The 13304-nt window shown below is 52.6% G+C and carries 12 protein-coding genes; 5 read left to right on the plus strand and 7 right to left on the minus strand.

What is annotated here, in order from left to right; genetic code table 11:
* Positions 1-7 precede the first annotated feature (7 nt).
* Positions 8-1546 carry a conjugal transfer protein TraG N-terminal domain-containing protein gene (locus DM807_RS19530; protein ID WP_179027774.1) on the plus strand — a complete coding sequence of 513 codons (1539 nt, stop codon included), beginning with the start codon at positions 8-10 and terminating at the stop codon, positions 1544-1546.
* A gap of 4 nt (positions 1547-1550) precedes the next feature.
* On the opposite strand, the gene DM807_RS19535 is transcribed toward DM807_RS19530, so the two are convergent.
* Positions 1551-1907 carry a hypothetical protein gene (locus DM807_RS19535; RefSeq protein WP_063423889.1) on the minus strand — a complete coding sequence of 119 codons (357 nt, stop codon included), beginning with the start codon at positions 1905-1907 and terminating at the stop codon, positions 1551-1553.
* A gap of 457 nt (positions 1908-2364) precedes the next feature.
* Here DM807_RS19535 and DM807_RS19540 point away from each other — a divergent pair, with 457 nt between their 5' ends.
* The 3 genes from DM807_RS19540 to DM807_RS19550 all read left to right on the plus strand — a co-directional run bounded on the left by DM807_RS19540 (position 2365) and on the right by DM807_RS19550 (position 4375).
* Complete coding sequence (locus tag DM807_RS19540) at positions 2365-2730, plus strand: DUF3085 domain-containing protein (RefSeq protein WP_063425444.1); 366 nt, start codon at positions 2365-2367, stop codon at positions 2728-2730.
* Positions 2731-3029: 299 nt separating this feature from the next.
* Positions 3030-3353 (plus strand): hypothetical protein, encoded by a 324-nt coding sequence (locus tag DM807_RS19545; protein ID WP_063425442.1) that lies wholly within the window; start codon positions 3030-3032, stop codon positions 3351-3353.
* Between the two features lie 83 nt (positions 3354-3436).
* Complete coding sequence (locus DM807_RS19550; protein ID WP_179027775.1) at positions 3437-4375, plus strand: ArdC family protein; 939 nt, start codon at positions 3437-3439, stop codon at positions 4373-4375.
* Between the two features lie 86 nt (positions 4376-4461).
* Here DM807_RS19550 and DM807_RS19555 read toward each other — a convergent pair whose 3' ends face one another.
* Both DM807_RS19555 and DM807_RS19560 read right to left on the minus strand, forming a co-directional pair.
* A complete protein-coding gene (locus DM807_RS19555; RefSeq protein ID WP_063425438.1) occupies positions 4462-4827 on the minus strand; it encodes a histone-like nucleoid-structuring protein, MvaT/MvaU family in 366 nt (121 codons plus the stop codon).
* Positions 4828-4955: 128 nt separating this feature from the next.
* A complete protein-coding gene (locus tag DM807_RS19560) occupies positions 4956-5150 on the minus strand; it encodes a DUF7740 domain-containing protein (protein ID WP_081238047.1) in 195 nt (64 codons plus the stop codon).
* 221 nt (positions 5151-5371) lie between these two features.
* Here DM807_RS19560 and mobH point away from each other — a divergent pair, with 221 nt between their 5' ends.
* A complete protein-coding gene (mobH, locus tag DM807_RS19565) occupies positions 5372-7126 on the plus strand; it encodes a MobH family relaxase (protein ID WP_179027776.1) in 1755 nt (584 codons plus the stop codon).
* Positions 7127-7183: 57 nt separating this feature from the next.
* Here the strand turns inward: mobH and DM807_RS19570 are convergent, their stop codons facing one another.
* From DM807_RS19570 to DM807_RS19585, 4 genes are read right to left on the minus strand one after another with little or no spacing between them, the layout of a single operon-like run.
* On the minus strand, positions 7184-10315 hold the full coding sequence (locus DM807_RS19570; protein WP_179027777.1) for an AAA family ATPase: 3132 nt from the start codon (positions 10313-10315) through the stop codon (positions 7184-7186).
* Complete coding sequence (locus DM807_RS19575) at positions 10305-10844, minus strand: hypothetical protein (protein ID WP_179027778.1); 540 nt, start codon at positions 10842-10844, stop codon at positions 10305-10307. The genes DM807_RS19570 and DM807_RS19575 overlap by 11 nt, the downstream gene beginning before the upstream one ends.
* Positions 10828-12135, minus strand: coding sequence for an ABC-three component system protein (locus tag DM807_RS19580; protein WP_232876971.1), 1308 nt, complete (start codon positions 12133-12135; stop codon positions 10828-10830). The genes DM807_RS19575 and DM807_RS19580 overlap by 17 nt, the downstream gene beginning before the upstream one ends.
* The gene (locus DM807_RS19585) at positions 12119-13171 is read right to left on the minus strand and encodes a ComEC/Rec2 family competence protein (protein ID WP_063425428.1); all 1053 of its coding nucleotides are present in this window, start codon (positions 13169-13171) and stop codon (positions 12119-12121) included. The genes DM807_RS19580 and DM807_RS19585 overlap by 17 nt, the downstream gene beginning before the upstream one ends.
* Between the last annotated feature and the right edge of the window lie 133 nt (positions 13172-13304).

Below are 13304 nucleotides of genomic sequence, written 5' to 3' on the forward strand. Positions count from 1 at the left end.
TGCAGCCATGAACATGAGCACCAACAGCTACCTTGAGTACTACCTGTCGCTGCTGGCCTGGATCATCAACAACGGCATCTGGAACACGCTGGCAGACACCGGACTGTTCGCCGCGCCGTTTGGGGCGATTATCCTCCAGGAGTGGTTATCCGCCCGCCAACAGGGGGCCGACGAGGGCAACAAGGGCTTGCTGTCGATCCCCCGCGTCGAGAACCGGCTGTGGATGAGCTACGTCGTCATCCTGTTTGGCTGTATGCCGTTTTTCCCGCTGAACCTCTCCTCGGTGACCTTCGATGATGCGGCGAGCCAGCGCTGTGGTGTATCGGTGGCCAAACCCGCTGACACGGCCTGGGGAACCACCTTCAACACCATCGGCGAGAAATCAGCAAACGTGCCGGTGTGGTGGTACCTGGTACATGCCATAAGCAAGGGCATCACCGCTGCAGCGACGGCGTCGATACCCTGCGCGCCCGACATTCGTGCGATGCGGATGGAGATCGACAGCTCGCGGATCAATGACCAGGTACTGCTGCAGGAAGTCGCCGACTTCACCCGCGACTGCTACGGCTTTTCACGCTCGCGGCTGTTTACCAACCGCCCTGAGCTGGACGAATCGCAGAGCTACGATGCGTCCTGGATTGGCTCGACTTACCTACTCGACACGCCGGGCTATTACGACAAGGATCGCTCGCGCACGCCCCGGGTTGATTGGCCGTACGACGAGACGCGGGACACCTCCCTGCCCCGGTTGGACAACGGTGCGGGCTACCCAACCTGCAAGCAGTGGTGGAGCGATGCCACGGTCGGAATGCGGGATCGCCTGGTTGCCGAGGTCGATCCCAATCTGCTCACGCAGTTGCGCGGGTGGCTGACCGGACACAGCTCCACCGAAATCGAAAACGCGACCCTGCGTGAACTGGTTAGCCCGCGCCAGCAGTCATTGAGCATGGCGCCGGGTCAGGTGTTCCAGGACTATGGCAGCAGTGCCCGAGGTGGATCGTTGACACAGGGGCTCAACAACCTGGCCACCAACACCGGCCTGGCCTTGGGCTCGTTCAGCAATTTCCCGGCGATGAATGCCCTACGCGCGGCACTGCCAATGGTGCAGGCCTTCCTGATCATGGGCACGATCATCAGCTTGCCGCTGGTACTGCTGATCAGCACCTACCAACTCAAAGCGTTGATGACGGTCACCTTCGCGCTATTCACCCTACACATGCTGACGTTCTGGTGGGAGTTGGCCCGGTGGATCGACTCGAGCATGCTCGACACGCTGTACCACCAGGTCTCTGCCACGGACCAAGCGCTTTTAACATTGCCAACGGCAGGCTTCATGGATGGGACGGTCACCGCGCAGGTGATTGAGTACGTGATGGGGGCCATGTTCTTCGTACTCCCAATGTTTTTCCTCGGTGTAATGAGCTGGGCGGGATACAACGTAGGCAGCGGTGTCCAGACGCTCTTCACTCGCGGATCAGAAGGAGCTCAGGTACAGGCTGATAAAGGATCTTCTCAACTCATATCGGGAGCCAAAAAGTTAAGATAATTGATTATCTAGGAGACCCATTATCATCGTACATCTCAGGATATTTGCTTTGGTGCTGGGGATGACTTACCTCGTATATCCGAGGTTGCCTATCACTTTTAATGGGCAGCGCCGCGAGGGTCCACAGAGCAACCATTCCGATCGCCAGGAAAAAAGCGACTGATGCGACAGCAAGCATCAGCATCAACTTAACGATCTGCATACCCACCCGGCGATACCCAAGCGGCACCTTCGCCAAAATCGGTGAGTGCAAAACGCTGGTTTCTAGCTGATTCACCAATCGTCCCGCTCGACCTGCGGCACGAATCAAGTACTTGCCGAATGGAGTACGGCTGGAGTTTGAAGTAGCTTGGGCCGTCATTTTCGTACCTCCGTTTACTTCACCGCACGTGCGGCCAAACCGCTACAAAGAGTTTGGATCCAAGCTCTAGCTTACTCCTCCCCCACGGTTTTCCATGACCGTTGATCACTTGGTTTACGCTGCTGACCGCCAGTGGCACCGCATGGATTGACGCATTGCACCCTTCTGAAAATTCCTATTGACGCAATGCCGGCCCGCTTGATAAATCGAACTTGCAAGCGCTGGTAACCCGGCACCCCAGGTGGCCATAACCTTAAAGGCTACGTCACTCCCGTGATGGTTGTCCCAAGGGCGATTAGCGTTCGGTGGCTCGCCCGGTTACCGCTCCCGCGGTGATGAGCGCTCTTTCACATCTGCCTCACGGAGACCTGCTCCGTTGAGGCCCCTTTTCCATTTCCGTGCTGGGAATTCTTCCCGCATGGGTGGAATTCCTCCGCACTGCCTGGAGGAACTCACCATGTTGCGCTTCACAGGAACTGAACTTCATGCTGTCTTGACTGAAGCGGCCGTCATCGGCTGCAGAGTCGTCTTGGTCAAAGACCACGGTGTCTACCTCATGTCTGAGTTCGGTGAAAGCAAATCCGACGGAGGTAGCCGCAAACACATTGCCTATGCCATGGGCTGCAACCCTGACGTCGACGACTTCGACACCTGGTGGAATCGCGCAAGCAGTGAATTCGGCGGCGACGATTTTGCTGAGTACTTCGACCTTGATGATCCCGTCCTGGAAAGCCTACGCGGCACCAGCGGATCGCTGGTAGTTGAGGCCGCATCCACCCACTTGTACATCGCTGCAGAGATTGCCCTCTCCGGGAAATCCTGAATGCTCTCGCAACACCCGCGATGTCCCGGGAAAGCACGAGCTAGTGCCTCTCTGGGATATCGCTCATTTCAATCTACGCCAACAGCAGCGAGCCTTTCATCTGGAAGTTTGGGATGGAAAGCCTTCGCTGGAAGCGGCTGGAAACTCGACCTTCGCGGTGCCCTGGCTTGGGCATTGACCCCACCGGCAAGAGCGTTTTAATGCCTAGACACGCCCAGTTCACAGTGTGAGTTGTAGCGATGGGACTTCCCCCAAGTTGTTCGTGAAGCCATCGCAGGATCAGCTCCCGGGAGGCACCAGTGTCCAGGAAGAACCGCTCCTTACCCGCCATTGTCCTGAGCCCAGGCGTATGGAAATTCATCGCTGAGGTTGGTACGGCTACTGACGCAGTCGAGCAATCAGGACAGCGCTTGCAAGCCGTATTGGGCATCGCTCTGGCTTCAGTAGATCACCACCTGCGCCAGTCGCTCGAGCTGCTGCTCGGTCATGCTTTCCAGAGCGACTCAAACTCATCGACGGCTGCCCCTCAGCTACTGGTAACTCACATCACGCCAAAAACCGGCCCTGTTTTTCTGCACATCAAGTTGCCACATGAGATCGGTTTGGACATCTCATCGGCCTGAACACCCACACTACCACTGTCCACTTACCCCACCGGGAACCCTTCCCGGCCGGGCAGCGTTCCCCTTTTTGACTGGAGAACGTCATGTCCGATATCTACCTGGACGTCACCAACAAGATTGTCAGTGCCCTAAGCCAAGGGGTCATCCCCTGGATCAAACCCTGGACCACTTCAGGCTCCAGTGCTGACGCACCTTTCCCCATTAACGCGATCACCCGGCGCCTCTACGCCGGCATCAACATTCCGCTGCTGTGGGCCGAAGCCCGCCTGCGCGGGTACCGCCAAGATCGCTGGCTCACCTACAACCAGGCTCGCAAAGCCGGTGGTCACATACGCAAGGGCGAACAATCGACCCTCGCGGTGCTGTACAAACCCATGAGCAAGGAAGCGCACGACGAAGACGGTCAGGTCGTCCTTGATGAGCAAGGTAACGTCAAGATGGTGCAGTTCGCTCTGCTACGGACCCATTGCCTGTTCAACATCGAGCAGACCGAGGGACTACCCAACGACGAGCAGCACCACGACGACGGTGAAGATCCGGTGATGTTCATCGAATATGCACCTGCGGAGCGACTGTTGGCCGCCAGCGGCGCACGTATCGAACATCGCTACGGGGATGACGCGTTCTATCTACCGATCCGGGATCTCATCCAATTGCCCACCAAGGCCCAGTTCGTGGACGTCGGCAGCTACTACGCAACCGCGTTACACGAACTGACGCACTGGTCGGGTCACCACGCTCGCCTCAACCGAGAAGGCATCACGGGCGGGCACGCGTTTGGCTCTGCAGCCTACGCCTTCGAGGAATTGGTCGCGGAGATGGGTGCAGCATTTCTCTGCGCCCTCACCGGCACGCAGGGCGAGTTGCGCCACGAGGAGTACCTGGCGTCCTGGTTGAAAATTCTCAAGGAAGACAAGCGGGCTATCTTCCGCGCCAGTGGGCTGGCCCGCGAAGCGTCCGAGTACCTCTTGGCGCTGCAGTTGGATCAGTCCCGCGAGACGACTGAACGTCTCACGTCGTGACTTTTCACTTCAAATACAAAGGCCCCTACCGGGGCCTTTGTTTTGCCTGCAACGCCGAGCATCTGTCGCTGCAATTGAGCACGCGATTACTGCACCCAGCTCTCGACGACATCCGAGCCGTGCTCCTGCTTCCACTGCTTGAGGATCTTGTGATTGCCGCCCTTGGTTTCGACGATCTCGCCGCTGTGGGGGTGCTTGTAGCGTTTGACCTCACGCGGCTTGCGCTGAGCGCCGGTGGCGGCGCTGGAGGTGGCTACGCTCACGCCCTTGGACGGGTCCAGAATGGTGATGACCTGGCGCAGGCTCATGCCGTACTCATCCAGCAGAGCCTTGAGCTTTTGTTCAAACTCGATTTCCTGCTTCAGGCCGGAATCGTTTTTCATCGCGTCCAGCTGTTGAAGTTGAGCAGCCAGTTGAGCTTCCAGTGCTTTGAATTCGGCAAGTTTGGACATGTGAAATCTTTCCTAGGGTTGGGGGCATGTGTGGTTATATTACCTGAGGCACAAGTACTAGCCGAGCGTGAATTGGCTCTTCAGCTAACTTTTCATCCTTCAATATGTGCACATATCTATGTGACTAATCAGTCCGGCAAGAACTGGCAAAGGTGGCCCACTAGTTCACGAGGTGCAGCACTGTTGCCGATTTTGAAAAGCATATCGCGCTGACTACGTGGCAGCTGTTTCGCACAGCGCTTGGCTGTTGATCGAATGGCAGCATCGGTCCCATGAATCCGGTCGGCCAGTAGCACGATTAAAATGGCATCGTTCAACGTCATCAGGCTACCTTCCCCCAAATAGTGCCGAACAGTCTACCTCCCGAAAAAAGGACAGGCCATTCCGATATCACAGGTAACCTGATGCGCCAGGCTTCGAATTTTCGCACTCGCGAAAAAGGCCAAGGCGGTAAAGGGTAACGGTGGCAATGGAAGGGGGCACAAGGGTAAGAGGCCTATCCGAAAAAGCAAAAGGACCTCCTAAATGCAAGGCAGGTACCGCGATGAAGCGCTGGTGGTTCAAACATCAAAAAGGCAATGCCGCGGAGCCCACGCTCGCTGCAGCGCCCGAGGGGTTTATCCTCCCGCTCTCCTCTGAATCCCTGCTCGGTGCCGACCACCGCAAAAAGCTGCTGGAGCGCATCTGGCAATACACAGCGCTCTCCGAGCCGCAGTTCAATCAGCTCTACCTCGACCCGATCCGCCGTTACGCCAGCTATGTACAGCAACTCCCTGCCAGCGAAAGCCACCACCATGCCTACCCGGGCGGCATGCTGGACCATGGACTAGAACTGGTGGCCTGCAGCCTGAAGCTGCGCCAGTCGTATCTGCTGCCCAGCGGTGCTGCCCCAGAAGACCAAGCCGCGCAGGCCGACGCCTGGAGCGCAGCGATTGCCTACGGCGCCCTGCTCCACGACATTGGCAAGATTGCCGTCGACCTGCAGGTGGAGTATCAGAATGGTGAGGTCTGGCACCCCTGGCACGGTCCATTGACCCAGCCCTACCGCTTTCGCTACATAGTCGGCCGCGACTACAAGCTTCACGGCGCCGCCACCGGGCTGCTGTACACACAAGTTTTGACATCCCGCCAGCTCGACTGGCTCAGCAGCTATCCAATCCTGTGGGACCACCTACTGTTTCTGCTGACCAACCACTACGAGCATGCCGGTACCATCGGGGAAATAGTGCTGCAAGCTGACCGGGTCTCCACCGCGCAGAATATCGGCGCCAACCCCACCAAGGCCCTGCTGGCCCCCAAAAACTCGTTGCAGCATCACCTGCTCACGGGCCTGCGTCACCTGGTCAAAAACGAGTTCAAATTCAACCAGCCCGGCGCGTCCGGCTGGCTCACCGAAGACCATCTGTGGCTGGTCAGCAAGATCGCCACCGACAAACTGCGCGCCCACCTGTTGGCTCAGGCAGTGGATGGCATCCCCTCCTCCAATATCGCCCTGTTCGATGAGTTGCAGTCCCATGGATTGGTGGATGCAACACCCGAAGGCAAAGCGGTATGGCGCGCGACCGTCGCAGACGATAACTGGCAACAGCGCTTTACCTTTCTTCGTCTGCAGCCAAGTCTTATCTGGGCCGATGACCCTCGGCCAGACTGCTTTAGGGGCAAGGTAGAGCCGATAACAGACGGTTCCCTGCCGACCGGTGAAACCTGCGAGTCTGCTTTGGATCTACCGCAACCAACGCCGGAAGGGAAGCAGCCCGTACCCGAGCACCCGAACCAGGATTTTGACTATCTCGACGATTTGCTGGACATGTTGCAAGTGCCAAGCGAGCTGGATACTGGATCAAGTACGGGAAGCCTTCAATCCGCCGCTGCGGCCCCCCAGGAAGCCGCGGGGCTTGCCTTTCTTGAGTGGCTGCGCGACGGAATCCATACTCATCGCTTGGTGGTCAACGACAGCAAGGCCAAGGTTCACACAGTGAATGGAATGCTCTTCTTAGTCACCCCTGGTATTTTCCAGCTGTACATCACTGAGCATCCGGAGAGCGCCAATGGCCACGGAATGAAAAAAGATTGGCGGAGCATTCAACGCCATTTTGAAAAAATGGGCATCCATCTAAAACTGCCAAATGGGCGAAACATCTGGACCTGCAGTGTCCAAGGTCCGCGCAAAACCAGTTTACTCAACGGCTATCTGATTCGAAACGTCAATATAATTTGTAGCACCCCTCCAGCCAGCAACAAATTCCTCACACTGCATCCAGTGCAAGTTCAGTCAAATGAACACCACCGCCTTAAATAACCGCCGCTGGGTAGTGCGTCACGAAAGGGGCAAATCCATCTCTTCCGTGACGACATGCTAGTTAAGGAATGGCTCAACCGGAACCACCACACCAAACTTCTCCAACTGCATGAACTTCGCACCCAAAATCTCCGCAGGAATTTTCCGCTGCAAAAGCCCAAAGAAATTTTCGTCGTGAGTAGAAATAATAACTTGCTTATCGAACTGGAGGCAGATGCTCCGTAACAGATCGATGGTCGAGAGAATATTGATGGAGTCCATTGATTGAATAGGATCATCAATCATAACGACATCGATCGGATTCCCATGATCATCCTTGGCGTGAAGCGCGCTGGCCAAAAACACACTAAGACTGAGGATATTTGACTGAGCAGCACTGAAATACAGAATTGGCGAAATTAAAATTCCGTTCTCGTCACTCACGACAATATTCAATCCGGGGCTAGAAGACTCAAAATCCGGTTTGAACTCCACCTTTTTGAATGAGGGGTGTGGGTCAATCTTCCTGTAGATAGTATTTATAAGATCTTCGTAAAAGAAATTTTTAATCAATGTCTTCAGTTGCTCGATAACAGACTCCCGCTCTGCACACAGAAGCGCGTCCACCTGATTACGCTGATCTAGCCGCAATTCCAGATCAGCCAACTCACTTTGAAGGGATAAGCGCTTGAGGTAGGGTTTGAAGGAAGTCATCAGTTCCAAAAGCAGCTTGAAACTGTTTTCCGTGGATTCAAGTTGCTCGGAGCGCACGCGACGGGCTTGCAGCTCGCTATTAATCAGCGCTTGGACTTGATCTAAACTTTCCTGCAAGTGAACAACGACGAAGGTAGCAAGACTTTCATAGAACGCGTTAATAGCGGACTGAGCGCGTGCCAACTGCAGATCGACCCCTTCCTTCTGAGATCGAAGTTGAGCAAAATTCACCCATGTGCCATCGGACACCATCTTTTGCTGGAGTGCAGTGCACTGAGCTGCAAGCTCATTAACTTCGGCCTTGGCGCTAGCAAGTTGCGCTTCAGCTTTACTCTTCTCGGATTGGCAGTGCTCAGACAACTGGGCTGAACTGACACCATTATTGACCAGATACTTAGAGACCAATTGGTAAGATGTTTGCGACTTGAGGGTACCGGCTTCAGTTGTAAGCGCCTGCAAATCGGCATCAATTTGTGAAATTCTACGAGTAAGCTGTGAAATTTCTTCAGACAACTCAGCTTGACGATTCACAAATCCGGAGCGCTTGACAGAAAGCTGAGCAATTTCGGCGTGGGCACGGGTTATAAGCTCATCTTGGGTGAGACTCCACACAATTTTATCAAGGATATTGAATCTATCTTCTAAGGCACGCTTCTCCACCTCTAGATCAGACTTGTCTCGATCAATGAGCTCCAGCCTTGCACTCAATTCTTTGATTTTTCCGCGAAGATCAGCCAAATGCTGGCCATGTGCCTCTTCCGCAATTCGCGTGATAGATTTTACTTCTTCCAGCAGATTCTTACGACGTGCTTCGGACTGTGCGAGCAGGTCCGCGTTTTCCTGGCTCAGCCGCGACAGCAACGTCTGAGACCTAACTTTCTCTCTGAGTTTTTCTGCATCGTAGTGGGTTGCGCTACATAGCGGGCAGATATTGGACGGCCATGCACTAAGGTAGTCCAGGCCGGTTGAGATCAAACGTTCGTGCACGCCCATCTGGTCAGCCAAGGCTGTCTGAGTTGCGTGCACAGTTTTGTCATGGAGGTCAATGGATTCCAACTCACCAAAACACTTGGTCAAGCGCTCAATTTTGTCCTGACCTAGATATTTAGCACCTTCAGCTGTAGACAGAATAAAGTTATCAGTAAGTTTGAAACCAGAGATCTGTTTCAGATCGAGTTGAAGGTGCTCCAACTTTGCTGCATCCAGGCGAGCCGCAACTTCTTTTTCAGCCATTTGCTGAGTGATCACGTCAATGCGCGCGCGATTGGATTTTAGCTCAGCATATACCGGTCCAGCATTATCAATAGAGTTCCTTAGAAAGGCAGAGCGATCATCAGCCGCCTTGAGGTCCTGGTTAATATCATCTAAGGATTTTGCTAATCCCGAAAGTTCTGCGGCATGGCCTGGACGGCTCTCTCCCAGTATCAGTTGGCGTTTAGCGATATCATTGAGGCGTGACTCAGACTGGAAGAACCCAACAGAATGATTAATTACACTAGCAATATCCGCGGAACGCTGACTTGCTGCCTGAACATCACTTGAACTTTGTTCATGAGCACTCAGAAGTTCTTCATAGCGATCAGCATCTTTTACGCCATGATCAAGCCGGCCAGAAATCGCCTTTTGGCCAATGATGAATTGGCTGTGGAGTTCAATCTCAGGGAGTTTTATCAGTCTATCTGTAAGAGCTTCAATCGACCGAATATTTGCTTCGCGCTCTACGCTCAATTCATGCTGCCGGGATACAAGATGTGCACTCAACGCATGCTCTGTTTGAGCGGAAAAATTCTCGTCCGCCAACGCGATGTTTTCACCAGCAGCATTGAGTTGTGTGGCCACCGCATTGAAACCATCAAAGATGGAGAGATCAACAGGCTGATTGAGCTCAGCAATAATATCCTCGCGCTGCAAATCCAAAGCCTGAAGCTCAACTCGGTTGTCTTGGATGAGTACCGTTAATTCCTTACGTACTTTCTCAGTCTCCCCACCGAAGCTTTCCATAAACTTCGTGTAGCGTTCTTGCGGCTTCGCCTCTCGAAGAAACCTGTCGATCTCATCTTGGCTCAAGATGACGCGCCGAAAATATTCGTTCTCGCGACCTCTTTCTCCAAAACGTAAGTCACGCCCGTTTGCACGTATTCTCCCAAACTCTCGCGCAAAAGGAAGTGGAAGTGTTGTTGAAACAACCACCCGAGTTTTAATTTCGTCGTCATCGATATATTTGTTTCGGAGGATCTCCTGTCCTTTGCCTGCATCCTTAGTCGCGCGCGCAGCACCCTCATAATTAGCTCTATTGTAGTCTCCACCTAAACGCTCCAAATGATTCGTGACCGCCCATTCGACTGCATCATAAAACGAGCTTTTACCGAATCCATTAGGAGCAAATATCGCCACGAAATTAGAGGGCAGATCATCGGAATTTGTGAAATCAAATGTGCCTTCTGACTTTAGTTTATAAGCGCGAAACGCCTCAATTTCAACTTTTTTAATTTTCATTTTTCTTCAGAGATTCTATGATTTCGTTAATCATTGACGCGCGTTTTTCCTTGGACTCCGTCTTTTGATCTAACGGCGCGCCACGTACGAACTTCTCCAGTGACAGTAACGGCTCCCGGGATTCCGCAACACGGGGATCCAGCGTTAAGTCTGCCCCTAAGAGCTGCTCTTCCAAATGATCAGTCAATTGCTCAAGGGTTGGCCATTTAGAAAGCCCATCGATTATTATTTTCCGAGAAGCATATTTGTTATTCTCGATCTGGTATTTATCCCAAATCGGCACAGTGCCAATCGTCACAAAAGCGATATAGACGTTCCAGGCAGCAAGATTCCCGGGAGGTTGGTGGTGGACCGATACAAGATTTTGGATTACACGCCAGTTTCTCACGATAGCTGACGGCTCATGACACAAGCAGGCAATACACGAAATATAGGATAACGCATCATCAGACCGAAACATATGAAATGCCATGCCATCGAACTCGGCGGCGAGAAAATCGAAATTGCAATTTTTAATTAATAATTTCATCCAGATTCTTCCTGAGCTCCAGCAACTGAATATTCCCTGGAGCCAAATTTCGGTACTCATCCTCTCTTTCGATGACGCAGCTGTTGCGCAACCCCTCAAGATGAGTCAGCTTATAACTAGTATAAATCTCACTCTCAACTTCATCGATAGAAAATGGCTTACCTGGGACGACTGCTATGTTGCCAATAACATTCTTAAGCATGAAATCTTTAGGAACAGGCTTTGCGGCAATATCAGGCGAGGCGACTACGAGGGTGCCATCTTTGTCGAGTAATTTACGAGCTATCTTAAGAATCTCATCCAATCGGCGAAGCCAGTTGGTGGAGTCGGCGGTGTACAACAGACGACGCTTCTTATCAATTCCACTGATGTAGCTATTATCTGCACTTCCAGTACCGTCCATTATTGCGGATATCACAACAAATTCCAGATATGCAACCCACAACTCCCGGGCTTCCAGCACGCTGGATTCTCCTGAATCTAGCAATAACTGGGTATCATAGCGCGTCATGATTTCGTAGGGTGGAGGCATTCCGCCCTTGATCAATGAATCTGCAAAAGCAAGCAATGCAGATTTTAAGTTCTGAACATTAATTGGATCATACACATTAAACGCGAAAATCCGATCTCGCATCCTCGAAAAGCACTCCAGATGTGGAGGAACCATTGGCGCACTAGAATGAAGGGTGAGGAGTTGATTGTAACGAGCGAGCCCATGACACTCGACGCGACCATACTGGTGATCCAGACAAGTGGCCTCCATTTCAAACTCCACGCCCACCAGATACGGACAATCATCATCAATGTGGTAAACGCCCCCCCCAGACATCCCCTGAATGACCTCCTTACTCGGAATTCCCGCCAGTTCCAAGGTTATAAGGTCATTGACCACGCTGGCTGCTTGGCCAGTCCGATGCTTGATTGGTGTTGCACTAGCCCTTTCCGCGTTTGGAAGACCCACAAAAGTAAGATTGGCCATGGGAGGCAAGTTAGCAGCAGTCCAAGATTTTTGAGATAGTCCTGCCTGATGTGCGATTTTTAATATTGCACAATCTAAAGGTTCCTGCTGGCCCACCTTGGGAAAAACCATGACCCCCAGCACTTCAATGGCGTTCTGATTATGATCGGTCACCACGTTTTTAGCGGGTTCCTCAAACACCGTGTGCCTAGCCGTGAGCACGTAGGAAAACTCCAGCGTCATGGCATTCATCAAAACACCGCTTCCGCCGTTAACCATCACGCAGTACGACTGCATAATTTCCGAAACTGTTTTATTAGTATCTAATTTCATCTTCGAGCACTTCTAGACGAGAAGAGTATTCTTCAATCTCATGAGCCAGCAGCAAAGGGGCAACCACATGATGATAATTGAAATACACTTTACCCTGCGTATACTTGATAATTCTGGCCACCGTCCTTTTATTAGGAAGACCATGCCTAGACCCATCAGTAGATACGATGTAAATCGGCGAATACAGCAATCCCAACAAATCACTACTGGTATTGTATTGACTTCCATGATGCGACAGCTTAACAAGATCCAGTTGAATCTTATTGGTTTCGCTGTAGCCACTAGCCCGCAAGCTTTCGCACACTACGCCATCGTGTGCATCACCCAGAAAAAGCATACGCCGGTCATCAGCTTCGAGTATGAATGCTATAGAGCTGCCGTTGCAAACAGAGGTATCAGATTGAAATTTATCGTCTGACCAGATATCTTGAAGCGTTAAATGATAGTCAGTTTCGTGCGCCGATGTCTTTCCAGCATCCACTTCAGGGGGCCATACATGCAACAGTTTTTCAAGCTGTTTCCTGCCAGGCGATAACACCTTGAGTGTGAAGGGGCCCGTTTGATGTGTCTGCCCTTCCATAATAATGGGAGCCCGAGAACAGCCCATCTTATCAAGCAATTCCTCAAGATCTTTCCCTTGCTTGACTGTTGTTTGCGGATCATCGTCAAGCAGCTCAATGTTATTTTCGGGTATTTCAGGCACGTCAAAATGGCGTGTAATCAATCGCGAAGAGTTAAACCAAATGGACTTGACCATATCGCCTAGATAACCTGGCTTCTCAAAGGCTTTGATGAGCCCATTGATATGATCGTCATCAATGTGGGTGAGAATCGCGAGATCGATGCGCTGCCCTTTGGCTTTCAGCTCATCAAGGGAGTTGCATAGCGCTCCGGCATAACGCTGCCGGGGCCCATGCCTGAAGGTGGTAGACGTGCCGCCATCTATCAGCAGATTGAACACCCCGCCAGGCCCCTCATGGCTGACCAGGATGCAGTCTCCATGCCTCGCTTTGAGAACGCGGACAACGATAGCCATCAAAACTCCCTGCCAGGCTGTCAAAATGACAGTAGCATAGGCGGTGCGCGGAAAACTTCCAAGGCTGGACAGATCATTACAAAGTTGCCCCCTCCTCCCCGCGTTTGCTCCAGCGCTAGGGATACGGCTCCGT

This window comes from Pseudomonas hunanensis, assembly GCF_013393325.1.
GTDB lineage: Bacteria > Pseudomonadota > Gammaproteobacteria > Pseudomonadales > Pseudomonadaceae > Aquipseudomonas > Aquipseudomonas putida_P.

What these genes read in the sequence shown, in the direction of transcription:
- DM807_RS19530 (WP_179027774.1), top strand. Translation starts at nt 8, where the DNA reads ATGAACATGAGCACCAACAGCTACCTTGAGTACTACCTGTCGCTGCTG.
- DM807_RS19535 (WP_063423889.1), bottom strand. Translation starts at nt 1,907, where the DNA reads ATGACGGCCCAAGCTACTTCAAACTCCAGCCGTACTCCATTCGGCAAG.
- DM807_RS19540 (WP_063425444.1), top strand. Translation starts at nt 2,365, where the DNA reads ATGTTGCGCTTCACAGGAACTGAACTTCATGCTGTCTTGACTGAAGCG.
- DM807_RS19550 (WP_179027775.1), top strand. Translation starts at nt 3,437, where the DNA reads ATGTCCGATATCTACCTGGACGTCACCAACAAGATTGTCAGTGCCCTA.
- DM807_RS19555 (WP_063425438.1), bottom strand. Translation starts at nt 4,827, where the DNA reads ATGTCCAAACTTGCCGAATTCAAAGCACTGGAAGCTCAACTGGCTGCT.
- DM807_RS19560 (WP_081238047.1), bottom strand. Translation starts at nt 5,150, where the DNA reads ATGACGTTGAACGATGCCATTTTAATCGTGCTACTGGCCGACCGGATT.
- mobH (WP_179027776.1), top strand. Translation starts at nt 5,372, where the DNA reads ATGAAGCGCTGGTGGTTCAAACATCAAAAAGGCAATGCCGCGGAGCCC.
- DM807_RS19570 (WP_179027777.1), bottom strand. Translation starts at nt 10,315, where the DNA reads ATGAAAATTAAAAAAGTTGAAATTGAGGCGTTTCGCGCTTATAAACTA.
- DM807_RS19575 (WP_179027778.1), bottom strand. Translation starts at nt 10,844, where the DNA reads ATGAAATTATTAATTAAAAATTGCAATTTCGATTTTCTCGCCGCCGAG.
- DM807_RS19580 (WP_232876971.1), bottom strand. Translation starts at nt 12,135, where the DNA reads ATGAAATTAGATACTAATAAAACAGTTTCGGAAATTATGCAGTCGTAC.
- DM807_RS19585 (WP_063425428.1), bottom strand. Translation starts at nt 13,171, where the DNA reads ATGGCTATCGTTGTCCGCGTTCTCAAAGCGAGGCATGGAGACTGCATC.